This window comes from Brevundimonas sp. (genome assembly GCF_035935935.1).
In the GTDB taxonomy this organism is placed as follows: domain Bacteria; phylum Pseudomonadota; class Alphaproteobacteria; order Caulobacterales; family Caulobacteraceae; genus Brevundimonas.
Map to the genome: position 1 here is coordinate 68,115 of NZ_DASYWO010000003.1, position 21,245 is coordinate 89,359.

Genomic DNA, 21,245 nt, shown 5'->3' on the forward strand with positions numbered 1-21,245 from the left:
GGAGCCGCCCCGGCTAGACACGGCGCGGTCCCAACCGGAGCCCGCCATGACCGACAGCTACGACAACCTTTTGATCGAGCGCCACGCCGACGGCTATGCGGTCGTCACGCTGAACCGGCCGGACGCCCTGAACGCCCTGAACTCCGCCCTGTTCAAGGACCTGGCCGACTTCCTCGACGCGGTCGAGCGGGACGACGCGGTCCGCTGCCTCATCCTGACCGGCTCTGGCGAAAAGGCCTTCGCGGCGGGAGCCGACATCAAGGAGATGGCGGACCAGACCTACGCCCAGATGTACGTCGGCAACTATTTCGCCCTCGGCCACGACCGCATCACACGCTTCCGCAAGCCGATCATCGCGGCGGTGAACGGCTTCGCCCTGGGCGGCGGCTGCGAACTGGCCATGCTGTGCGACTTCATCGTGGCGTCCGAGAAGGCCAGGTTCGGCCAGCCCGAGATCAATCTGGGCGTCGCGCCGGGCATCGGCGGGTCGCAGCGCCTGACCCGCCTGGTCGGCAAGTCCAAGGCCATGGACATGTGCCTGACCGGCCGGATGATGGACGCCGCCGAGGCCGAGCGCGCGGGCCTGGCTTCACGCGTCGTGCCGCACGACCAGCTGCTGGACGAGGTCCGCAAGATCGCCGCCCGCATCGCCGAGCAGAGCCCGCTGGCCGTCATGGCCAACAAGGAGATGGTCAATGCCGCGCTGGAGACGACCCTGACCCAGGGCGTCCAGTTCGAACGCCGCCTGTTCCACTCCCTGTTCGCCTTCGAGGATCAGAAGGAGGGCATGGGCGCCTTCGTCGAGAAGCGGAAGCCGGCCTTCAAGGGACGCTGACGCGCCTCCAGGCACGCCGGGAAGCCGCGTCAGTGCGGCTTCAGCACCACCTTGGTCCACTCGTTCGGGTCGTCGTGGAAATGCTTGTAGCCCTCCGGCGCGCGCTCCAGCGGCAGGATGTGGCTGATCAGGTCGGTGGTGTCGATCCGGCCCTCCAGGATCAGCTGCAGCAGTTCCGGCAGGTATTTCTGCACGTGGGTCTGGCCGGTCTTGATGGTCAGGCCCTTCTGCATGAAGGCGCCGATCGGCAGTTTGTCGCCGATGCCGCCATAGACGCCCGGCACGGAGACCCGCCCGCCCTTGCGGCACGCCATGATGACCTCGCGCAGCACGTGCTGGCGATCGGTGCCAAGCTTGGTCTCCTGCTTCACCGCGTCCAGGATGTTGTCGGGCGAGAAGCCGTGCGCCTCCATGCCCACGGCGTCGATGCAGGCGTCAGGGCCGATTCCGGCGGTCATCTCCATCAGCGCCTCGCGCACCTTGACCTCATGATAGTTCAGCACCTCGGCGCCGTTCTGCTTCGCCAGTTCCAGCCGGCGTGGCAGGTGGTCGATGGCGATGACGCGTCCGGCGCCCTGCAGCAGGGCGCTCTTGATCGTGAACAGGCCCACCGGGCCGCAGCCCCACACCGCGACCGTGTCGCCGGGTTCGATCTCCGCGTTCTCGGCCGCCATCCAGCCGGTGGGGAAGATGTCCGTCAGGAACAGCACCTTCTCGTCCTCGATCCCGTCGGGGATCACCAGCGGGCCGACGTCGGAATACGGCACCCGCACATATTCCGCCTGCCCGCCGGCATAGCCGCCCGTCATGTGCGAATAGCCGAACAGGCCCGCCGCCGGATAGCCGTAGGCGACCTCCGACATGTCGGCCTTGTCCGCCGGGTTGGAGTTGTCGCAGGCCGAGTACTGCTGCTTGCCGCAGAAGAAGCAGCTCCCGCAGGCGATGACGAAGGGCACGATCACGCGCTGGCCCACCTGCAGGGTCGACTTGGGTCCCACCTCCTCGACAACGCCCATGAACTCGTGGCCCAGAACGTCGCCGTTCGACATCGACGGGATCATGCTGTCGTACAGGTGAAGGTCGGAGCCGCAGATGGCGGTGGACGTCACCTTGATGATGGCGTCGCGTGGATTGACGATCTGCGGGTCCGGGACCGTGTCGACCTGGACGTTGTGTTTGCCGTGCCATGTGAGGGCGCGCATGCGGGCTCCTTGGAATGCGAAGGGATCAGAGGTGGCGTGAGGCGCGCGGGGCGGCGTCGGGGGCCTTTGAGGTCGGGATCTCGCCCGTCTCCATCAGCTGTTTGAAGCGGCGCAGCTCGCGCCGGGCCTGAATGCGCGGCTCCCGCTGCAGCACCTTGGCGACGACCTTGCCGACGGCGCCCCCCGGCGGGTCGTAGGAAATGAACAGCCGCACCTCCGTGCCCCGGCCGAAGGCGTTGTCGATGAAGGACACCCAGCCCTCGTGATCGACCTCGGAGTCTTCCGTGGACGTCCAGGCTATGCGTTCGCCGGGCGCATCCTCGGTGATGCGGCTGACCAGTTCGACCTCGGACCCCAGAGGCCCGGCGACGCGCCAGCTGGAGCGCCCTTCGCCAAGGTCGGCGACGTCCAGCAGGTTCTCCATGAACTGCGGCAGGTTCGAGAAGTCGCGCCAGAAGTCGTAGAGCTCCTGCCGGGGCCGGTTGATCATCACCGCGCGGATGGACTCCGCGGAGTGCTCGCCTTCGCGCTGGTCGGAATCGAGATAGGCCGTCGGCGCCATATCGGCGTCGGTGGTGGGTTCGCTGTGGGACATGCGGCCTTCCGGTGACGGGGAGAACAGTCTCTTCCCAATCGGCCGGGGCGGGCGACGTTCCGTCCGGTTGCCGACGCAGGGCGCGGATTTCAGGCCGCGCGGGACGGGTGGGGGCCGATGGGCGCACCGTCCGCCGCCGCTTGCCTCGCAGGCGGCCTTCGGCTATAGGCCGCGCCTCCTGAGATTTCCGCGCCGTGGGACGTCATTCCGCGGCGCTTTCCGTTCGATAGGTTTGACTGATGGCCAACAACGCCGGCGCCAAGAAGGCGATCCGCAAGATCGCCGCCCGCACCGAGGTGAACAAGTCGCGCCGCACGCGCGTCCGCACCTATCTGCGGAAGTTCCAGGAAGCCGTCGCCGGCGGCGACGCCGAGGCCGCCAAGGGCGCCTTCATCACCGCCCAGTCGGAACTGATGCGCGCCGTCTCCAAGGGCGTGGTTCACAAGAACACGGGCTCGCGCAAGGTCGGTCGTCTGGCCGCGCAGCTGAAGAAAATGTCGGCGGCCTGATCGACCGCTTCCGGACGGGGCTTCACAGCTCCGTCATGGTAAAGATCAAGCTTTTCAAAGGCGAGACGGGATCACCTGTCTCGCCTTCGTCATGTCCGGAGCTAAGTGATCCTGCCGGATTCGGCCGGACGGACACCGGTCGCCCGGAAAAATTCCGAGGCCGTTTTTAGGCTTGCGCGAGTCAAGCGAATTAACTGCTTCGAAGGATTCGAATCAGCGTTGACGCCCCCCCGCCGGGGAGTAGTTTTCAGCCCTGACGCACTTCCATCCCACCACGGATGAAGACGGCGCGAGACGGTCGTTTCGCGTCGGCGGGAGATGTCTGTCCGGTCGGCGGCCCAAGCCCTGAATCCTGCGATTCCGGGGACGGGGAAGCCTTGCCCGGGTCCGGCTCCTCCGTCGCGTCAGGGTTGGGGCAAGAGAACCGAAGGGGTGGCGACGATGGCGGCAGAAGCGGCGCGTGTGGCGATGACCGATCCGGACCGGATCTGGGCGGAGGCGGCCGGCCGCCTGCGCGCCGAGATCGGCGACGGGCCGTTCAGCAGCTACATCGCCCCCTCGGCCGTGCGTCTGGACGGCGCCGGACAGCTGGTGCTGGTCACCCCCACCGGCTACGCCCGCGACTGGGTGCGGAAGAACGCACTGCGTCGTCTGAACGAGCTGTGGCTGGGCCTCGACGGCCTGTCGCGGCGTCTGGACGTCCGGTGCCGCGCCGACATGCCGGCGGTGACCCCGTCGGTGATCGCCTCGGCGCCGACCGCCGCCGCGCCGCGACCGGCCGCCATGCCCGCCCCGACCGTGGGTCCGGTCGCCGACGGCGCCCGCGCCGTCCGCGCCGCCGGCCTGCAGGAACGGCTGACCTTCGACGGCTTCGTCGAGGGACAGGGCAACGGCTTCGCTCTGGCCATGGCGCGCCAGATCGCCGGCTGGGCCGACGGCCACTTCAATCCCGTCGTCTTCTGCGGCCCCTACGGCTACGGCAAGACCCACCTGCTGAACGCCATCGCCTGGGAGGCGCAGCGCCTGCGCCCGGACGCGAAGGTGATCTACCTGACGGCCGAGCGCTTCCTGTCGAACTTCATGCGGGCGGTCCAGGACCGCACCACCGCGGGCTTCAAGGAGGCGCTGCGCGGCGCCGACATGCTGCTGATCGACGACGTCCAGTTCGTCGGCAACAAGGCGGCGACCCAGGAAGAACTGCTGTCGACGCTGACCTCGCTGATCGAGGACGGCAAGCGCGTCATCCTGTCGGCCGACCGCGCGCCCATGGCCCTGACCGAGATCGAGCCGCGCCTGCGCAGCCACCTGTCCGCCGGCCTGACCTGCCCGATCGAGGCGGGCGACCGCGCCCTGAAGCTGGCCGTGGCCCGCAACCGCTTCGCCGCCCTGGCCGGTCTGGGCGTGGTTTCGGGCGAGGCGCCCGACGCCGTGCTGGAACACCTCGTCGACCAGACCCCGGGGACGATGCGCGAGCTGGAGGGCGCGGTGAACACCGTCGCCGCCGCCGCGGGCGCCCGACTGTCCACCCTGACCACTGACGAGGTGCGCGGCCTGCTGGGCGCCGCCTTCCGCGGCGGGCCGGAGCGCCGCATCACCGTCGACGAGATCCAGAAGACCGTGGCCGAGCATTTCCAGCTGAAGCAGGCCGACCTGCTCAGCGACCGCCGCAACCGCGCCGTCGCCCGTCCGCGCCAGATTGCGATGTATCTGTGCAAGCAGCACACCACGCGGTCCTATCCGGACATCGGCCGCCGCTTCGGCGGGCGCGACCACACCACCGTGCTGCACGGCGTGCGCAAGGTCGGCGAGCTCATGACACAGGACGATCAGGTCGCCCGCGACGTCGAGGCCCTGACGCGGAAGCTGCGGGGCTGAGGCTTCCAAGGCTCAGGAGGTGCGTGAAGAGCGGTTGTCCACGGGGTTATCCACGGGCGGCGGCGAAGCGTCCCTGCGCCCCAAGCCCTGAGCCCAACCCCCTTTCTTGCCCCGCATCCCCAATCCGCTAGTGTTCCGGGCCACAGTGTAGAGGCGGCCTGAGTCGCCCGAGACCCAGGGTTGGGCGAGACGACATGCAGCTGACCATCGAACGATCCGCGCTCCTTCGGGCCCTGGGCCATGTGCAGAGCGTCGTCGAGCGTCGAAACACCATTCCGATCCTGTCCAACGTCCTGCTGTCGGCCGGCCGCGACAAGCTCAGCTTCGCCGCCACGGATCTGGACATGGAGATGGTCGACGAGGCCGAGGCGACGGTGAACGTCGAGGGCCAGATCACCGCGCCCGCCCACACCCTGTACGAAATCGCCCGCAAGCTGCCGGACGGCGCCGAGGTGTCGCTCAGCTACGACGGCGACGATCCCCGGCTGGTGGTCCAGGCCGGGCGGTCCAAGTTCAACCTGCCGGTCCTGCCGGCCGGCGATTTCCCGGTCATGTCGACCGAGACCGGCGGCGCGCGCTTCTCCATGCCGAAGGAGGATCTGGCCCGCCTCATCGACAAGACGCGCTTCGCCGTCTCCACGGAAGAGACCCGCTACTATCTGAACGGCCTCTACCTCCACACCGTGGCCGAGGCGGGCGTGCCCCTGCTGCGCGCCGTGGCGACCGACGGCCACCGCCTGGCCCTGGCCGAGACGCCGGCGCCCGAGGGCGCCGCCGGCGGCCCCGGCGTGATCGTGCCGCGCAAGACGGTGGATCAGGTCCGCCGCCTGCTGGACGACGGCTCCGGCCCGGTCGAGGTCATGGTCTCCGCCCAGAAGATCCGCTTCGAGTTCGGTCAGGCCAGCCTGACGTCCAAGGTCATCGACGGCGCCTTCCCGGACTACATGCGCGTCATTCCCAAGGGCAACGACAAGCAGGCCGACGTCGACAACGCCGTCTTCGCCTCGGCCGTCGACCGCGTGGCCACCATCTCGGCCGAGAAGAGCCGCAGCGTGAAACTGGCCTTCGACAATGATCGCGTCACCCTGACCGTGCGCAACATGGAGGCCGGGCAGGGCGTCGAGGAGGTGGAGATCGGCTACTCCGAAGAGCCGTTCGAGATCGGCTTCAACGCCCGATACCTGCTGGACGTCGCCGGCCAGATCACCGGCGAGACCGCCCACTTCAAATTCGCCGATCCGGCCAGCCCGACGCTGGTCCTCGATCCGGGCGACCCGGGCGTCCAGTACGTGCTGATGCCGCTGCGGGTGTGACCGAGGAGGTCCAAACCCTTGTGGCGCAGCGTAGGCCGACGTTCTGGCGATTGTTTATGTTCGCGGCTGCGGTGGGTCTGTCCCTCAGTTTCCTTCGATCACAGGATCAGTTTTACGTCTTTTTCGGCTGGTTCTTGGTGGCTGCGTGCCTGCTCGGGTTGATCCGGATCAGTCTGGAAGCCCTCAACCCCGCGCGCCTGATCCTGTCGCCCGACGGTTTTGAGATCACCGGGGTGCATGCCAGGCCGCTGGTCAGCTGGGCAGACGTCGACGGCTTCCGGGCCATCCACAGGATGAGCGGCGCCTACGTTTACTTCGCTCGCAAGGGTCCCCGCTCGAGGACCACGTCCTCGCTAAGGACCGCGGTCATTCTTCCTTCTACCGCCGACGGTTGGCTTCCGACGAACTTGCGACTGCCGGCTGAGGAATTGGCGGCGCTTATGGAGGAGTGGAAGGCGCGATACGGTGCCTGATCACAGGGGCAGCCCGCTGCCGCCCACAACTGGCGACACCGCGTCTTGATCACCGCCCTCAACCTCACCGACTTCCGCTCCTATGCCGCCGCGCGGCTGGAGCCGGGCAGCGCGATCACCGTGCTGCACGGGACCAATGGGGCGGGGAAGACCAATGTGCTGGAGGCACTGAGCCTGTTCACGCCGGGCAAGGGGCTGCGCGGGGCGACCGCGCCGGAGATGGGGCGGCGCGAGCCGGGCGAGCGGGCGGGCCGCGCCTGGGCCGTGGCGGCGGTCCTGACCACCGACGACGACGAGGTGAAGCTGGGCACGGGCGTCCAGTCCGCCGGCGGCGCGCGCCGTATCGTCCGGATCGACGGCGAGACCGCCCCGCCCGGCCGCCTGCTGGACTGGCTGCGCCCCGTCTGGGCCACGCCGGAGCAGGACCGGCTGTTCAGCGACGCGCGGGCCGAGCGGCTGAAATTCTTCGACCGTCTGGTGTTCGCCGCCGATCCCGACCATGCCGCCCACGTCTCGGCCTATGAAAAGGCGCTGAAGGAGCGCTTGCGCCTGCTGACCGATGGGGCCGAGGGACGCGCCGCCGACCCGCTGTGGCTGGACGCGCTTGAACTGCGTCTCGGTCAGGCGGGCGCCGCCGCCGCCACGGCCCGGGCCCGGGCGCTGGCCGACCTCCAGACCGCCATCGACGCGCGCGGCGACCGTCCCTTCCCCCAGGCCGATCTCGGCCTGACCGGCGAAGCCGAAACCGCCGCGGCCGAAGGTGCGGACGCCGACGCGATCGCCGCGACGCTCCGCGAGGGCCTGTCCCGCTCCCGCGCCCGCGACGCCGCGGCGGGGCGTTCGCTCTTCGGCCCCCACCGCTCGGACCTGACGGCCCTGCACCGGGAGAAGAACCGCCCTGCTGCCGAGGGCTCTTCCGGCGAGCAGAAGGCCCTGGTCCTCAACCTCGTGCTGGCCCAGCTGAACCGCCTGGCCGGTCAGGCGGCGGCGCCGCTCCTGCTGCTGGACGAGGCCCCCGCCCACCTGGACGCCGCCCGCCGCGCCGCCCTGTTCGACGAGGTCGAGGCGCTGCGCCTGCAAGCCTTCATGACCGGCACGGAGGCGGAACTCTTCGCCCCCCTGCGCGGCCGGGCGGGCTTCGTGCGCGTCGAGAGCGGCGCCCTGATCGCCGACGCCTAGCGCAGGAAGCGCATCACCGCCGCCTCGAACCGGCGCGGCTGGTCGACCATGACCATGTGCTCGGCCCCCTCGATCGGCTCCAGCGTCAGCGGTGTGCGCAGACCGCGGAAGGCCGGCCGCAGCCGCCGGTCCAGATCGCGCCGCGGGGAGTCCCCCGCCCGGCTCCAGCCGTAGGCGACCGTGACGGGCGCGGTCACCTCGTCCAGCCGGTGGCGCATGTCGAGCGTCATCACCTCGTACAGGCCCTGCGCCAGAACGCGCCGGTCGCCGCCCTGCCAGCCCATCCCGGTCATCACCGTATCGGAGGTTCCGCCCAGCGCGCCCTGCCGGAGGGCATCCCCGCCCAGCAGCAGCACCGTCTGATAGGCCACGCGCGCCAGCGGCTCCACGTCCCGCGCCGAGCTCGCACCGTTCACCAGCCCAGGAAAGAAGGGCGAGGCGTCCACGACCATGATCCGCCCGATCTGGCGTCCGCCGTCCGCGCCGACCCTCAGAGCCACGAGGCCGCCCATGGAGTGACCGATCACGGCGGGCGAACGCAGGCCCTGCGTGCGGATGTAGCGCAGCACCTCGCCCGAAACAGGCCCGACCAGAGGCCCCGTTCCGTTGGCGCCCGCCGGCAGGCTGCCGAAGCCGCGCACCGACACCAGATGCACGCGGTGATCGTCGTCCAGCCGGTCCGCCAGCCGCGTCCAGATCACCGGCGTCGACGCCAGACCGGGGATCAGCACCACGTCCGGCCCGCGTCCGCGCGTCTCGACCGTGATGCGGTCGGAGCGGAACGCCTGCGCCTGCGCCGGCACGGCGGCGGCCAGCAGCAGGAGCATAAGGACGGAGATCAGCGGCAGGCCTCGGGCGAACATGGGTCGATCCTGCCCCGGCCCTGCGGCGAGTTCAGGGCGCCGGGGCTTGCCATCCGCGCGCGATGGCGGAACATGTCGCGGGGCTGTTTGGGGAGGATGCAATGAACGTCTGGGGCTTGATGATGGCGGGCGCGTGCCTTGCCGCGCCTGCGGTGGCGGCCGCCCAGGAAGAGGTCCTGACCACCGAACCGCCCGCCGCGGCCGGCGCCGCGTCGTGGCGAACCCTGTCGCGGACCTCGGCAACGATCTACCTCGTCGACGTCGGCTCGATCGCCGAGGCCGAGGGCGTGAAGTCGGTGCGCCTGGCACGGACCACGCGCAATCCGCCGTCCGGCGCGGACCGCGAACACACCGTGGAGCAATATCAGTTCCGCTGCCCGGCCAATCAGTGGCGCGTCGTCCGGACCGAGGAGTTTGGCGCGGACGGCGCGACGATCGACGCGTGGGATGAAGCGGACTCCACCTGGCTGGACGTTCCGGCCGAGACCAACATGGCCTATCTGAAGGCGGTGGCCTGCGGCGGCGACGTGCCGGGCGGCCGGGCATGGCCCCGGCTGGAAGATTTCCTCGCCTCAGACCGGAGCTGACGCGCCTCAGGCGTCGACGGCGGCGTCCAGCGCGTTCTCCTGGATGAACTCCCGGCGCGGCTCCACCACGTCGCCCATCAGCTTGGCGAACAGATCGTCCGCGTCCTCCTGATGCTCCACCTTGACCTGCAGCAGGGTGCGGGCGTCGGCGTCCAGCGTGGTCTCCCACAGCTGCTCGGGGTTCATCTCGCCCAGACCCTTGTAGCGCTGGATCTTGATGCCCTTCTTGCCGGCGTCCAGCACGGCGTCCAGCAGGTCCAGCGGGCCGCGGATGGTCACCGACCTGTCCTTGCGGCGGTAGGTCGCCGGCGTCTCGAACAGGCCTTCGAACGCCGCGGCCCGTTCCGCCAGACGGCGCGCGTCCAGCGAGCGGATCAGCGCCTCTTCCAGCACGACGCGCTCGGTCACGGCGCGGCGAACCCGCTCGAACGCCACGGCGCCCTGGGCGCCCGGCGCGCCCGACCAGGCCCCGTCGCCTTCCTCGGCGTACAGGTTCAGGCGCGCGGCCGCCTTCGCCGGATCGCCGCCGTCCTCGGCGAACAGCCCGGCCAGGGCCGCCTGTTCGATGGCGAAGGCCGGCGCGCGCTGGGACAGGCGGTCGACGCCGGCGCGGAACGCCTTGGCCTCGCGGACCAGCGCGGCCAGATCGAAGCCGGTGCGCCGCTCGCCCGTCGGCAGGTCCAGCTCGGCCTCCGACACGCCTTCCTCGATCAGATAGGCGTCCATCTCGGCCTGGTCCTTCAGGTAGCGCGACGTCTTGCCCTTCTCTACCTTGTAGAGCGGCGGCTGGGCGATGAAGACGTGGCCGCGCTCGATCAGCTCCGGCATCTGCCGGTAGAAGAAGGTCAGCAGCAGGGTCCGGATGTGCGCGCCGTCGACGTCGGCGTCGGCCATCAGGATGATCTTGTGATAGCGCAGCTTGTCGGCGTTGAAGTCGTCGCGGCCGATGCCGGTGCCCAGCGCCAGGATCAGCGTGCCGATCAGGTCGGACGACAGCATGCGGTCGAACCGCGCGCGCTCGACGTTCAGGATCTTGCCGCGCAGCGGCAGCACCGCCTGGTTCTCGCGGTTGCGCGCCTGTTTGGCCGAGCCGCCGGCCGAGTCGCCCTCGACGATGAACAGCTCGGACTTGGCGGGATCGCGCTCCTGACAGTCGGCCAGCTTTCCGGGCAGGCTGGAGATGTCCAGCGCCGACTTGCGGCGCGTCAGCTCGCGCGCCTTGCGGGCGGCTTCGCGGGCGGCGGCGGCCTCCACGATCTTGGCGACGATGGACTTCGCCTCGACCGGGTGCTCCTCGAACCAGGTCGACAGCCCCTCGGTGCACAGGGCCTCAACCGCCGGGCGCACCTCGGACGACACCAGCTTGTCCTTGGTCTGCGAACTGAACTTCGGATCCGGCACCTTGACCGACAGCACGCAGGTCAGCCCCTCGCGCGCGTCCTCGCCCGAGACCGAGACCTTCTCCTTCTTGGCGGCGCCGGCGGCCTCGATGTAGCCGCTCATGACCCGCGTCAGCGAGCTGCGGAACGCCGACAGGTGCGTGCCCCCATCCCGCTGCGGGATGTTGTTGGTGAAGCACAGCATGGTCTCGTGGTAGCTGTCGTTCCACCAAAGGGCGAGGTCCAGCTCGATGCCGTCGCGCCTGCCGCGGACGACGATGACCTCCTTCAGCAGCGGCGACTTGGACTTGTCCAGGTGGCGCACGAAGGCCTCGACCCCGCCTTCATAGTGCAGGATCTCCTCGAACGGCTCGGCATGGCGGTTGTCCGCCAGACGGATGACCACGCCGGAGTTCAGGAAGGCCAGCTCGCGCAGGCGGTGTTCCAGCGTCTTCAGGTCGAAGTCGATGTGGCTGAAGGTCGTGACCGAGGGATAGAAGGTCACCTCCGTGCCCGTCAGGGGCTGGCCGGCCTTGGGCCCCTCGGTGCGGGTCGGCGCCGTGCCGGTGACTTCCAGCGACTTGACCGTGTCGCCGCGTTCAAAGCGCATCTCGTGCTGCTTGCCGTCGCGATAGATCTTCAGCTGCAGCCAGTCCGACAGGGCGTTGACCACCGACACGCCGACGCCGTGCAGGCCGCCGGACACCTTGTAGCTGTTCTGGTCGAACTTACCGCCCGCGTGCAGCTGGGTCATGATGACCTCGGCCGCCGATACGCCCTCGCCTTCGTGGATGTCGGTCGGAATGCCGCGCCCGTTGTCGGTCACGGTGACGCTGCCGTCGGCGTTCAGAATGACCTGGACCAGATCGGCGTGACCGGCCAGCGCCTCGTCGATGGCGTTGTCCACCACCTCATAGACCATGTGGTGCAGGCCCGAGCCGTCGTCGGTGTCGCCGATGTACATGCCGGGCCGCTTGCGCACCGCGTCCAGGCCTTTGAGAACCTTGATGGAATCGGCGCCGTATTCCGGCTGGTCGGCGGTGGTGTCGGTCATGCGGTCAACTGTCCGGGAATGCTGGGTCCGAGGCACGAATCCGCGCCGGTTCGGAACACGAAAGATATAGGAAATACGAGCCCGGAAAGCGAGCGAATCCGGCGGATTCGACCGGGCTTTCCTAAGCCGCCAGCGCCTTCAGCACGGCCTCGCCGTAGCGGGCCATCTTGGCTTCGCCGACGCCCGGCACGGGAGCCAGCTCGGGCAGGCGGCCGGGATTGAGGCGGGCGATCTCCAGCAGGGTCCGGTCCTGGAAGATGACGTAGGGCGGCACGCGCTGCTCGGCCGCCCTGTCGCGGCGCCAGGCGCGCAGGCGCTCGAAGCGCATCCGCACCTCCTCCGGCAGGTGCTCCAGCGCGGCCGCCGCCCTGCCCTCGCCGCGTCGCCGGGGCGTCGCGCGGGCCGCGGACACCGGCGCCTGGGCCACCTCCACCGTCCGCTCGCCGCGATAGACGGCGCGCACGCCCGCCGGGTCGCCCAGCCGCAGCAGCGGGCGGCCGTCGTTGGCGTCCTCCTCCAGCAGGCCCTCGAACATCAGATGGTCGATCACCTCGCGCCAGCCGTGCGGCGACAGGTCGGCCCCGACGCCCCACGTCGACAGGCCCTCCTCCCAGCCCTGCACGTCCTTCGTGCGGCCCGTCAGGTGGTCGATGACCCGGCCCCGCCCGAAGCGCTGGTCGAGGCGCTGGACCGCCGCCAGCGCCTTCTGGGCGTGCACGGTGGCGTCGTAGGTTCGCGGCGGATCGAGGCAGACGTCGCAGACGCCGCAGACCTGGGCCCCCTCCTCCCCGAAATAGCGCCGCACCGCCTGCGGGCGACAGATCGCGCCGTCCAGCATGGCGAACAGGCGTCGCGCCTTGCCGACCTGGGCGGCCTTCACGGCCTCGTCCATGGGCCGCCCGTCCAGCCGCTTCAGCGTCCAGGCGATGTCCGACGGGCCGTACAGGGTCAGACCCTCGGCGGGCTCGCCGTCGCGGCCCGCGCGGCCGATCTCCTGCCAATAGGCCTCCAGACTGCCCGGCGGATCGGCGTGGATGACGAAGCGCACGTCCGGCTTGTCCACCCCCATGCCGAAGGCGATGGTCGCCACCATCACGCCGGCGTCGGCCGCGAGGAACCGCGCCAGACGCCGGTCGCGCTCCCGCCCGTCCATGCCGGCGTGATAGGCCAGGGCGTCCACGCCGGCCGCCTGCAGCGCCTCCGCCAGGCGTTCGCAGCCGTCGCGCGATCCGCAATAGACCACGCCCGACCTTCCGCGCCGGGCCGAGACCAGTTCGACCACTCGCCGCTCGGTCCAGGCGCGCGTGCCGGCGCCCTTCTTCTCCGCCGCCAGCGCCAGATTGGGGCGGGCGAAGCTGTCGACGAAGACCCGCGCCGCTCCCAGCCTCAGCGAGGCGACGATGTCGTCCCGCGTCCGGGCGTCGGCCGTCGCCGTCACCGCCAGCCGCGGCACGTCGGGAAACGCCTCGGCCAGACGCCCCAGATTGCGATAGTCGGGCCGGAAGTCGTGGCCCCATTGGCTGACGCAGTGCGCTTCGTCGATGGCGATCAGGCTGAGGTCGATCTCGCCCAGCCGCTCCAGCATCGCCCCGGCCGCCAGCCCTTCCGGCGAGACGTAGAGCAGATCCAGTTCGCCCGACCGCGCCGCGCGCCACACGGCGGACCGGTCGTCCAGCGTCATGCCTGAGTCCAGCCGCGCGGCGCGCACGCCCTGCTGGCGCAGCCCCTCGACCTGATCGGTCATCAGCGCGATGAGCGGCGAGATCACCAGCCCCAGCCCGGGCCGCAGGATGGCCGGAACCTGATAGCAGACCGACTTGCCCCCGCCCGTCGGCAGCACCGCCAGCGCGTCGCGTCCCGCCAGCGCCTCGGCCACCACGTCGGCCTGCAGCCCCCGGAAATCGGCATGGCCCCAGACGCGCTCCAGCAGGGCGCGGGCCTCGGTCAGGTCGATGCGGGATTCGGCGGGCACGGGGCGTCAGTGCCCCAGCGCGTCGCGCCTGTCATGCGGGCGATTTGATTTCGCCGTCATTCCCGTGGATTGAGCCGGGCATGACCGTGCTGCTCTACGGCCGCCCGCCGGCGGTGTTCGATCCGCCCGCCGAGGCGACGCAGACCTCGCCCCTGATCCCCGGATCGGCGGCGCTGGAGGAGATCGCGCCGGGGTCAGTCGATCTGGCCGTCATCCACGCCCCGCCCGGCGCGCTGGAGCGGCGCGCGGTGCTGGCCCACGCCCTGCGCGCGCTGAAGCCCGGCGGCCGCATCGACGCCATGGCGCTGAAGGACAAGGGCGGCGCGCGCCTGAAGAAGGAGCTGGAGGGCTTCGGCCTGACCGTCATGGACGAGCCGAAGGCGCACCACCGCCGCTGCCGCGCGACCGTGGAAGGCCCGCTGACGGGGCTGGATGAGGCGATTGGCGCGGGCGCGGCGCGGATCGTGCCCGACACCGGCCTGTGGTCGCGACCGGGGGTCTTCGCCTGGGACCGGATCGATCCGGGCACGGCCCGCCTCGCCGCCGTCCTCCCCGCGTTCAAGGGCGCCGTCGCCGATCTGGGCTGCGGCGTGGGCGTGCTGTCGAACGTCGTGCTGGCGTCCCCGGCCGTGACCGCCCTGACCGGCGTCGACCTCGACCGCCGCGCCGTCGAGGCCGCGCGCCTGAACGTCGCCGATCCCCGCGCGTCGTTCCAGCAGGCCGACGTCCGCGCCCTGCCCACCCCCGGCGACCTCGACTTCGTCGTCATGAACCCGCCCTTCCACGACGGCGGGCAGGAGGATCGCCGGCTGGGACAGGCCTTCGTGCGAAAAGCGGCGGAGATGCTGAAGAAGGGCGGCGCCCTCTGGATGGTCGCCAACCGCCACCTGCCCTACGAGGCCGACCTGAACGACGCCTTCCGCTGCGTCCGCGTCGTCGAGGAGGGCGCGGGCTACAAGATCTTCGAGGCGGCGAAGTGAAGCCGGTCCGGCTGGACAGGCTGCTCGGCGGCATGGGCTACGGCTCGCGTCAGGAGATCGCGAAGCTGGCCCGGGTCGGCGGCGTCACCCTGGACGGCCGCGACCTGACGGACGCCGCGGCCAAGATCGCGCCGACCGCCGACCTGCCCGACCGCATGACCGTCGACGGCCGCCCCGTCGACCCGCCGCCGGGGCTGGTGATCCTGCTGAACAAGCCGCTGGGCATGACCTGTTCGCACAAGGAGGACGGGGCTCTTGTCTACGACGTCCTGCCCTCGCGCTGGCGGCGCCGCGACCCGGCCATTTCCACCGTCGGGCGGCTGGACAAGCAGACCACCGGCCTGCTCCTGCTGACCGACGACGGCGACCTGCTGCACCGGATCATCAGCCCCCGCCGTCATGTGGCCAAGGTCTACCGCGCCACGCTGGCCCGTCCGCTGGAAGGCCATGAGGAGGACCTCTTCGCCTCCGGCACGCTCATGCTGGAGGGCGACGACAAGCCTCTGGCCCCCGCCGCGCTGGAAGTCCTCTCGCCGACGGAGGCCCGGCTGACGGTGCATGAGGGCCGCTATCACCAGGTGCGCCGCATGTTCGCCGCCGCCGGCAATCACGTCGAGGCCCTGCACCGCGAGCGCATGGGCGGTCTGACGATCCCGGACGATCTGGCGCCGGGCGACTGGCGCCTGCTCATGCCGGCCGAGGTCGACCGCGTGTTCGGAGAGCCCGCATGACCTTCGCCAAGATCTGCGGCCTCAGCACGCCGGAAACGCTCGACGCGGCCCTCGCCCACGGCGCGGTCTTCGTCGGCGCGGTGACGTTCGAAAAAAGCCCGCGCCACCTCGATCCGCTGGAGGCGGCGACCCTGTTCGACCGGGCGCGGGGCCGGGCGAAGATCGTGTCGGTGCTCGTCGACCCCGACGACCTCCTGCTGACGACTCTGGCGCTGACCGTGCGTCCCGACTTCGTCCAGCTGCACGGCTCAGAGACCCCGGCGCGCGCGGAAGAGATCCGGCGCCTGACGAAGGCCGGGATCATCAAGGCCCTGCCTGTCCGTGATCCGGCCGATCTGGGCGCGGCCGACGCCTGGACGAGCGTCGCCGGCCACCTGATGTTCGACGCGAAGCCGCCGCCCGGCGCCGACCTGCCCGGCGGCGTCGGACACGCCTTCGACTGGTCGATCCTCTCCGGGCGGACCTTCGATCGGCCGTGGTTCCTCGCCGGCGGGCTGGACCCCGACAACGTGACGCAGGCGATCCGCGTCACCGGCGCGCCCCTCGTCGACGTCTCCTCTGGCGTGGAAAGCGCCCCGGGTGTTAAGGAGCCCGCCCGCATCGCGGCCTTTCTGAGGGCCGTGGCCGAGGCCTGAAAGCCGGACCCGTGAACGCCCCTCTTCCGAACTCGCAGTACGCCTGGCCCGACGCCGAGGGCCGCTTCGGCCCCTTCGGCGGCCGGTTCGTGGCCGAAACCCTGATGCCCGCCGTGCTGGAGCTCCAGCAGGCCTACGAGGCGGCGAAGGCCGATCCCGCCTTTCAGGCCGAACTGGACGACTGGCTGGCGCACTACGTCGGCCGGCCCAGCCCGCTGTACCTGGCCCAGCGCCTGACGGATCACCACGGCGGCGCCGACATCTGGTTCAAGCGCGACGAGCTGAACCACACCGGCGCGCACAAGGTGAACAACTGCATGGGCCAGATCCTGCTGGCCATGCGCATGGGCAAGACGCGGATCATCGCCGAGACGGGCGCCGGGCAGCACGGGGTGGCCACCGCCACCGTCTGCGCCCGCTTCGGCCTGCCGTGCACCGTCTACATGGGCGCCGTCGACGTTGAGCGGCAGGCGCCCAACGTCTTCCGCATGAAGCTGCTGGGCGCCGAGGTGGTGCCGGTCACCAACGGCCGTTCGACGCTGAAGGAGGCGATGAACGAGGCCATGCGCGACTGGGTCACCAACGTGGCCGACACCTACTACATCATCGGCACGGCCGCCGGGCCGCACCCCTATCCGGAGCTGGTGCGCGACTTCCAGTCGGTGATCGGCAAGGAGGCCCGCGCCCAGATGCAGGCCCGCCGCGGCAAGCTGCCCGACGCCTGCGTGGCGGCGATCGGCGGCGGGTCGAACGCCATCGGCCTGTTCCATCCCTTCATCGAGGATCCCTCCGTGCGCCTGATCGGCGTCGAGGCGGCGGGACGCGGCCTCGACGGCCCCGACCACGCCGCCAGCCTGCAGGGCGGCCGCCCGGGCGTGCTGCACGGCAACCGCACCTATCTGCTGCAGGACGACGACGGCCAGATCCTCGAGGGTCACTCCATCTCGGCCGGTCTGGACTATCCGGGCATCGGGCCGGAGCATGCCTGGCTGCACGAGAGCGGCCGCGCTGAGTACCGCGCCGCCACCGATCAGGAAGCGCTGGAAGCCTTCCAGCTCTGCTCGAAGCTGGAGGGGATCATTCCCGCGCTGGAACCGTCGCATGCCCTGGCCCGCGTGGGCGAGATCGCGCGCGAGGTTGGCAAGGGCGGGGACGTCGTGCTGAACATGTGCGGGCGGGGCGACAAGGACATCTTCGCGGTGGCGAAGCACCTGGGTGTGGAGTTGTGATCATGCGCGGTTTCTTTCTGCTGACGGCGTTGGGCGCCGGGCTTCTGTCTTCGGGCGCCGCCGCGGCGCAGACGGCTCCGGCCAGCGCGGTCGACCTGCCGCTGGTGACGGGCATGACGTTCGACGACACCTGCGGCCCCCGCCCCCAGTATCAGGGCAAGGCGGTCTGCGTTCGCGGCAACCTCGCGTCGATCGAGCCGGTGGCGGGCACCTACATCGGCCATTTCACCGGTCAGGGCTGGCAGGTGGTCGGGGGCGAGGCCAACGGCGTGATCTTCGCCCGCCCTCGCGCCGGCGGCGGCTGCGACGGTCTGGAGATGGCCGCCTATTACGACGAGACACGCCCGGTGGCGCCCGCCACCGAAGCGTGGCTGGCGTTCGCGCCCATCCCCGGCGACGTCTGCGCGGGCGCCGCCGCCCAGTGACCGTCGCCCGCATCGACGCGCGGTTCGCCGCGCTCAGGGCCGAGGGCCGCGCCGGCTTCGTGGCCTATGTCATGGCCGGCGATCCCTCGCGCGGGACGACCCTGGACATCCTGCGCGGCCTGCCGGCGGCAGGCGCCGACGTGATCGAGCTGGGCTTTCCCTTTTCCGACCCCATGGCCGAGGGGCCGACGATCCAGAAGGCCGCCGCGCGCGGGCTGAAGTCCGGCCTGACGGTGCGGGGCACGCTGGAGCTCGCCCGGGCCTTCCGCGACGGGGACGCCGACACCCCGCTGATCCTCATGGGCTATCTCAACCCGCTGGAGACCTACGGCTACGCCGCCTTCGCGCGCGACGCCGCCGCCGCGGGCGTCGACGGCCTGATCGTTGTGGACTGCCCGCCTGAGGAGGCCGGGCCCCTGACCGACGCGCTGGACGCCGAAGGACTGGCGCTGATCCGTCTCGCCACGCCGACCTCCGACGACCATCGGCTCAAGACCGTCACGGCCCGCACCAGCGGCTTCGTCTATTACGTCTCCGTGGCCGGCGTGACGGGGGTCAAGGCCGCCGACGCCGACGCCGTGGCCCCCGCGGTGGCGCGCGTGCGCGCCGCCTCCGGCCTGCCCGTCGCCGTCGGTTTCGGCATTCGCACCGCCGAAAGCGCCGCCCGCATGGCGCGGGTCGCCGACGCCGTCGTGGCCGGATCGGTCCTGGTCGACGAAGGCGCCGCGGCCGTGACCGAGAACGCCGACCCCGTCCGGCGCGTTCTGGACAAGGTGCGCAGCCTGGCCGAGGCGGTCAGGGGTGCGCGCGCCCCGCAGATGGCGTAAAGGCGCCGACCATGGCCAACGAAAAGACCCCGAACGAGCGCCCGGTCACGGGCTGGCTCAGCCGCTTCGCCCCCGGCGTCCGCAAGATCGTCAGCCGCAAGGACACGCCCGACAATCTCTGGATCAAGGATCCCGACACGGGCGACATGCTGTATCGCTCGGACCTTGAGGCGGCCCTGTGGGTCACGCCGTCCGGCCGGCACATGCGTCTGAACGCGCCCCAGCGGCTGAAGGTGACCTTCGACGACGGACTGTGGGAAGAGATCGCGACCCCGGACGTGCCCGAGGATCCGCTGAAATTCTCGGACGGCAAACCCTATCGCGATCGCCTGTCCCAGGCCCGCAAGGCCGCCGGCCGCAAGGACACCATGGCCATCGGCGTCGGCGAGATCGACGGCGTCGAGACCGTGGTCATCGTGCAGGACTTCTCCTTCATGGGCGGCTCGCTGGGCATGGCGGCGGGCGAGGCCTTCGTCGCCGCCGCGCAGGAGGCCGTGAAGCGCGGCCTGCCGCTCGTCTGCTTCACCGCGGCCGGCGGCGCCCGCATGCAGGAGGGCGCGCTCAGCCTCATGCAGATGGCCCGCACCACGCTTGCGATCCAGGAGCTGAAAGCTGCGCGTCTGCCCTATGTCGTGGTCCTGACCGATCCCACCACGGGCGGCGTCACCGCCAGCTACGCCATGCTGGGCGACGTGCATCTGGCCGAACCGGGCGCCCTGATCGGCTTCGCCGGCCCCCGCGTGATCGAGGCCACCATACGCGAGAAGCTGCCCCCCGGATTCCAGCGCGCCGAATATCTGCAGGAAAAGGGCATGGTCGACCGCGTCGTCCCCCGCCCCGACCTGCCGAAGACGCTGGGGCAGATCCTGTCCATGCTGATGGACGGCAAGCGCGCGGCGTGACGCCGAAGGGGCGCTGATGGACCCCGTCTCCGAGCGCCTGCGGCTGCGCCATCCCCAGCGGATCGATCTGTCGCTTGAGCGGATGGCGGCCCTGTGCCGGGCGCTGGGCGATCCGCAGGACCGGTTGCCGCCCGTGGTCCACGTGGCCGGCACCAACGGCAAGGGCTCGACCGTCGCCTTCGTCCGCGCCATGGCCGAGGCGGCGGGACTTCGGGTGCACGCCTACACCTCCCCGCATCTCGTCCGCTTCAATGAGCGCATCCGGCTGGCCGGCAGGCTGATCGACGACGCGACCTTGAACGCGGTCCTCGACCGCATCGAGGCCACGGGGCTGGAGGCCACGGTGTTCGAAAGCACCACCGCCGCCGCCTTCCTCGCCATGGCCGAAACGCCCGCCGATCTGGCGGTCGTCGAGGTCGGGCTGGGCGGGCGGCTGGACGCCACCAACGTCATATCGCGCCCGCTGATCACCGCCGTCGCGCCCGTCGATCTGGATCACGCCGAGTTCCTCGGGACCGACCTCGCCGGCGTCGCCGGGGAGAAGGCCGGCATCTTCAAGCCCGGCGCGCCCGCGATCTTGGGCCGTCACTCGGAGATCGCGCACGCCGCTCTGTTGGCCCGGGCCGAGACTGTCGGCGCGCCGGTCACGGCCATGGGCTCCGATTTCGACGCCTGGGCCGAACACGGCGGCATGGTGGTGCAGACGACCGAGCGCCTGCTGGACCTGCCCGCACCCCGGCTGCCGGGCGCGCACCAGATCGACAACGCCGGTCTGGCCGCCACGATCGCGCTGGAGCTGGGCCTGCCGGACGAGGCGATCGCGCGCGGAATCGAGACCGCGATCTGGCCCGCGCGGATGCAACGGCTGGCGACCGGCCCCTATGGCCGCGCGGCGGCCACGGCGGGGGCCGAGCTGTGGCTGGACGGCGGGCACAATCCGCACGCGGCCCGCGCGCTCGCGACCTTCCTGTCCGAGCGTCAGGCGCGCGACCCGCGGCCGACGGCGCTGATCGTCGGCCTGCTGGCGAACAAGGACCACGCCGGCTTCTTCGAGGCTCTGCGCGGATCGAACGTCCAGGTCTTCGCCGTCGGCTTCGACGGCGCCTGCGCCCCGCCCGACGCCCTTGCGGCCGTCGCCACCGGCCACGGCCTGGGCGCGCTGGCCGTGGGCGAGGTCGGCGCCGCGCTGGACCGCGCCCTGGGCCTCGGCGCCGGCCGCGTGGTCATCTGCGGTTCGCTGTATCTGGCGGGCGAGGTGCTCGGCGCCGCTCCGGAGACTTGGCCGACCTAGAGCGTCAGGCCGCGGTCACGCCGGCTTCGGCCAGCCATTCGACCAGCTTGCCCTTGGGCATGGGGCCGACCTTCATCGAGGTCATCTCGCCGTCGCGGAACAGCATCAGGGTCGGGATGCCCTTCACGCCCAGCTTCGACGGCGTCATCGGACTGTCGTCGATGTTGACCTTGGCCACGGTCACGGCGCCGGCCATCTCGTCGGCGATCTGCTCCAGCGCCGGGCCGATCTGCTTGCAGGGGCCGCACCACTCGGCCCAGAAATCCACCAGCACGGGGGTGGAGGACTTCAGCACGTCGGTCTCGAAGCTGTCGTCGGTGACCTTGACGGTGGGCATGGGCGGCATCCTGATCGGGGAGAAGGGTCGGCGCATGGTCGCGTCCGGTCGG

General features: G+C 70.7%; 21 protein-coding genes. 15 read left to right on the forward strand and 6 right to left on the reverse strand.

Annotated elements, in window-relative coordinates; genetic code table 11:
• The first annotated feature begins 46 nt into the window (after nucleotides 1-46).
• Nucleotides 47-835, forward strand: coding sequence for an enoyl-CoA hydratase-related protein (locus VGR32_RS02355; protein ID WP_327447667.1), 789 nt, complete (start codon nucleotides 47-49; stop codon nucleotides 833-835).
• A gap of 29 nt (nucleotides 836-864) precedes the next feature.
• Here the strand turns inward: VGR32_RS02355 and VGR32_RS02360 are convergent, their stop codons facing one another.
• Nucleotides 865-2,037 carry a zinc-dependent alcohol dehydrogenase gene (locus VGR32_RS02360; RefSeq protein WP_327447669.1) on the reverse strand — a complete coding sequence of 391 codons (1,173 nt, stop codon included), beginning with the start codon at nucleotides 2,035-2,037 and terminating at the stop codon, nucleotides 865-867.
• Between the two features lie 25 nt (nucleotides 2,038-2,062).
• Nucleotides 2,063-2,632, reverse strand: a complete 570-nt coding sequence (locus VGR32_RS02365) for an SRPBCC family protein (protein ID WP_327447671.1) — start codon at nucleotides 2,630-2,632, stop codon at nucleotides 2,063-2,065.
• 239 nt (nucleotides 2,633-2,871) lie between these two features.
• Between VGR32_RS02365 and rpsT the strand changes: the two genes are divergently transcribed.
• The 5 genes from rpsT to recF all read left to right on the forward strand — a co-directional run bounded on the left by rpsT (nucleotide 2,872) and on the right by recF (nucleotide 7,981).
• Nucleotides 2,872-3,141, forward strand: coding sequence for a 30S ribosomal protein S20 (gene rpsT / locus VGR32_RS02370; RefSeq protein WP_327447673.1), 270 nt, complete (start codon nucleotides 2,872-2,874; stop codon nucleotides 3,139-3,141).
• Nucleotides 3,142-3,582: 441 nt separating this feature from the next.
• Nucleotides 3,583-5,016: a chromosomal replication initiator protein DnaA gene (gene dnaA, locus VGR32_RS02375; RefSeq protein WP_327447675.1), complete on the forward strand. Its 1,434-nt coding sequence runs from the start codon at nucleotides 3,583-3,585 to the stop codon at nucleotides 5,014-5,016.
• Between the two features lie 194 nt (nucleotides 5,017-5,210).
• Complete coding sequence (dnaN, locus tag VGR32_RS02380) at nucleotides 5,211-6,329, forward strand: DNA polymerase III subunit beta (protein WP_327447677.1); 1,119 nt, start codon at nucleotides 5,211-5,213, stop codon at nucleotides 6,327-6,329.
• Nucleotides 6,326-6,802, forward strand: coding sequence for a hypothetical protein (locus VGR32_RS02385; protein WP_327447679.1), 477 nt, complete (start codon nucleotides 6,326-6,328; stop codon nucleotides 6,800-6,802). The genes dnaN and VGR32_RS02385 overlap by 4 nt, the downstream gene beginning before the upstream one ends.
• A 45-nt stretch (nucleotides 6,803-6,847) precedes the next feature.
• Complete coding sequence (gene recF / locus VGR32_RS02390) at nucleotides 6,848-7,981, forward strand: DNA replication/repair protein RecF (RefSeq protein WP_327447682.1); 1,134 nt, start codon at nucleotides 6,848-6,850, stop codon at nucleotides 7,979-7,981.
• Here recF and VGR32_RS02395 read toward each other — a convergent pair.
• Complete coding sequence (locus VGR32_RS02395; protein WP_327447684.1) at nucleotides 7,978-8,844, reverse strand: alpha/beta hydrolase; 867 nt, start codon at nucleotides 8,842-8,844, stop codon at nucleotides 7,978-7,980. The two genes, recF and VGR32_RS02395, sit on opposite strands and share 4 nt — an antisense overlap.
• Nucleotides 8,845-8,945: 101 nt before the next feature.
• Between VGR32_RS02395 and VGR32_RS02400 the strand changes: the two genes are divergently transcribed.
• Complete coding sequence (locus VGR32_RS02400) at nucleotides 8,946-9,431, forward strand: surface-adhesin E family protein (protein WP_327447686.1); 486 nt, start codon at nucleotides 8,946-8,948, stop codon at nucleotides 9,429-9,431.
• Nucleotides 9,432-9,437: 6 nt separating this feature from the next.
• Here the strand turns inward: VGR32_RS02400 and gyrB are convergent, their stop codons facing one another.
• The gene (gene gyrB, locus VGR32_RS02405; RefSeq protein ID WP_327447688.1) at nucleotides 9,438-11,864 is read right to left on the reverse strand and encodes a DNA topoisomerase (ATP-hydrolyzing) subunit B; all 2,427 of its coding nucleotides are present in this window, start codon (nucleotides 11,862-11,864) and stop codon (nucleotides 9,438-9,440) included.
• 121 nt (nucleotides 11,865-11,985) lie between these two features.
• On the reverse strand, nucleotides 11,986-13,836 hold the full coding sequence (gene recQ, locus VGR32_RS02410) for a DNA helicase RecQ (RefSeq protein WP_327447689.1): 1,851 nt from the start codon (nucleotides 13,834-13,836) through the stop codon (nucleotides 11,986-11,988).
• An 80-nt stretch (nucleotides 13,837-13,916) separates the two neighbouring features.
• Here recQ and VGR32_RS02415 point away from each other — a divergent pair, with 80 nt between their 5' ends.
• The 8 genes from VGR32_RS02415 to VGR32_RS02450 are packed head-to-tail and all read left to right on the forward strand — an operon-like array spanning nucleotide 13,917 to nucleotide 20,856.
• Nucleotides 13,917-14,816: a class I SAM-dependent methyltransferase gene (locus VGR32_RS02415; RefSeq protein WP_327447691.1), complete on the forward strand. Its 900-nt coding sequence runs from the start codon at nucleotides 13,917-13,919 to the stop codon at nucleotides 14,814-14,816.
• Nucleotides 14,817-14,848: 32 nt separating this feature from the next.
• Nucleotides 14,849-15,547, forward strand: coding sequence for a pseudouridine synthase (locus VGR32_RS02420; RefSeq protein ID WP_327448003.1), 699 nt, complete (start codon nucleotides 14,849-14,851; stop codon nucleotides 15,545-15,547).
• Nucleotides 15,544-16,182 carry a phosphoribosylanthranilate isomerase gene (locus VGR32_RS02425; RefSeq protein ID WP_327447693.1) on the forward strand — a complete coding sequence of 213 codons (639 nt, stop codon included), beginning with the start codon at nucleotides 15,544-15,546 and terminating at the stop codon, nucleotides 16,180-16,182. The genes VGR32_RS02420 and VGR32_RS02425 overlap by 4 nt, the downstream gene beginning before the upstream one ends.
• A gap of 11 nt (nucleotides 16,183-16,193) precedes the next feature.
• Nucleotides 16,194-17,411 (forward strand): tryptophan synthase subunit beta, encoded by a 1,218-nt coding sequence (gene trpB, locus VGR32_RS02430; protein WP_327447695.1) that lies wholly within the window; start codon nucleotides 16,194-16,196, stop codon nucleotides 17,409-17,411.
• Nucleotides 17,412-17,413: 2 nt separating this feature from the next.
• Nucleotides 17,414-17,836, forward strand: coding sequence for a hypothetical protein (locus VGR32_RS02435; RefSeq protein ID WP_327447697.1), 423 nt, complete (start codon nucleotides 17,414-17,416; stop codon nucleotides 17,834-17,836).
• Complete coding sequence (gene trpA, locus VGR32_RS02440) at nucleotides 17,833-18,663, forward strand: tryptophan synthase subunit alpha (protein WP_327447699.1); 831 nt, start codon at nucleotides 17,833-17,835, stop codon at nucleotides 18,661-18,663. The genes VGR32_RS02435 and trpA overlap by 4 nt, the downstream gene beginning before the upstream one ends.
• Nucleotides 18,664-18,674: 11 nt before the next feature.
• Nucleotides 18,675-19,565, forward strand: a complete 891-nt coding sequence (gene accD / locus VGR32_RS02445) for an acetyl-CoA carboxylase, carboxyltransferase subunit beta (protein ID WP_327447701.1) — start codon at nucleotides 18,675-18,677, stop codon at nucleotides 19,563-19,565.
• A gap of 16 nt (nucleotides 19,566-19,581) precedes the next feature.
• Nucleotides 19,582-20,856 (forward strand): folylpolyglutamate synthase/dihydrofolate synthase family protein, encoded by a 1,275-nt coding sequence (locus VGR32_RS02450; protein ID WP_327447703.1) that lies wholly within the window; start codon nucleotides 19,582-19,584, stop codon nucleotides 20,854-20,856.
• A gap of 4 nt (nucleotides 20,857-20,860) precedes the next feature.
• Here VGR32_RS02450 and trxA read toward each other — a convergent pair whose 3' ends face one another.
• Nucleotides 20,861-21,193, reverse strand: coding sequence for a thioredoxin (trxA, locus tag VGR32_RS02455; RefSeq protein WP_327447704.1), 333 nt, complete (start codon nucleotides 21,191-21,193; stop codon nucleotides 20,861-20,863).
• Nucleotides 21,194-21,245 lie beyond the last annotated feature (52 nt).

What these genes read in the sequence shown, in the direction of transcription:
- VGR32_RS02355 (WP_327447667.1), top strand. Translation starts at nt 47, where the DNA reads ATGACCGACAGCTACGACAACCTTTTGATCGAGCGCCACGCCGACGGC.
- VGR32_RS02360 (WP_327447669.1), bottom strand. Translation starts at nt 2,037, where the DNA reads ATGCGCGCCCTCACATGGCACGGCAAACACAACGTCCAGGTCGACACG.
- VGR32_RS02365 (WP_327447671.1), bottom strand. Translation starts at nt 2,632, where the DNA reads ATGTCCCACAGCGAACCCACCACCGACGCCGATATGGCGCCGACGGCC.
- rpsT (WP_327447673.1), top strand. Translation starts at nt 2,872, where the DNA reads ATGGCCAACAACGCCGGCGCCAAGAAGGCGATCCGCAAGATCGCCGCC.
- dnaA (WP_327447675.1), top strand. Translation starts at nt 3,583, where the DNA reads ATGGCGGCAGAAGCGGCGCGTGTGGCGATGACCGATCCGGACCGGATC.
- dnaN (WP_327447677.1), top strand. Translation starts at nt 5,211, where the DNA reads ATGCAGCTGACCATCGAACGATCCGCGCTCCTTCGGGCCCTGGGCCAT.
- VGR32_RS02395 (WP_327447684.1), bottom strand. Translation starts at nt 8,844, where the DNA reads ATGTTCGCCCGAGGCCTGCCGCTGATCTCCGTCCTTATGCTCCTGCTG.
- VGR32_RS02400 (WP_327447686.1), top strand. Translation starts at nt 8,946, where the DNA reads ATGAACGTCTGGGGCTTGATGATGGCGGGCGCGTGCCTTGCCGCGCCT.
- gyrB (WP_327447688.1), bottom strand. Translation starts at nt 11,864, where the DNA reads ATGACCGACACCACCGCCGACCAGCCGGAATACGGCGCCGATTCCATC.
- VGR32_RS02415 (WP_327447691.1), top strand. Translation starts at nt 13,917, where the DNA reads ATGACCGTGCTGCTCTACGGCCGCCCGCCGGCGGTGTTCGATCCGCCC.
- VGR32_RS02420 (WP_327448003.1), top strand. Translation starts at nt 14,849, where the DNA reads ATGGGCTACGGCTCGCGTCAGGAGATCGCGAAGCTGGCCCGGGTCGGC.
- VGR32_RS02425 (WP_327447693.1), top strand. Translation starts at nt 15,544, where the DNA reads ATGACCTTCGCCAAGATCTGCGGCCTCAGCACGCCGGAAACGCTCGAC.
- VGR32_RS02435 (WP_327447697.1), top strand. Translation starts at nt 17,414, where the DNA reads ATGCGCGGTTTCTTTCTGCTGACGGCGTTGGGCGCCGGGCTTCTGTCT.
- accD (WP_327447701.1), top strand. Translation starts at nt 18,675, where the DNA reads ATGGCCAACGAAAAGACCCCGAACGAGCGCCCGGTCACGGGCTGGCTC.
- VGR32_RS02450 (WP_327447703.1), top strand. Translation starts at nt 19,582, where the DNA reads ATGGACCCCGTCTCCGAGCGCCTGCGGCTGCGCCATCCCCAGCGGATC.
- trxA (WP_327447704.1), bottom strand. Translation starts at nt 21,193, where the DNA reads ATGCCCACCGTCAAGGTCACCGACGACAGCTTCGAGACCGACGTGCTG.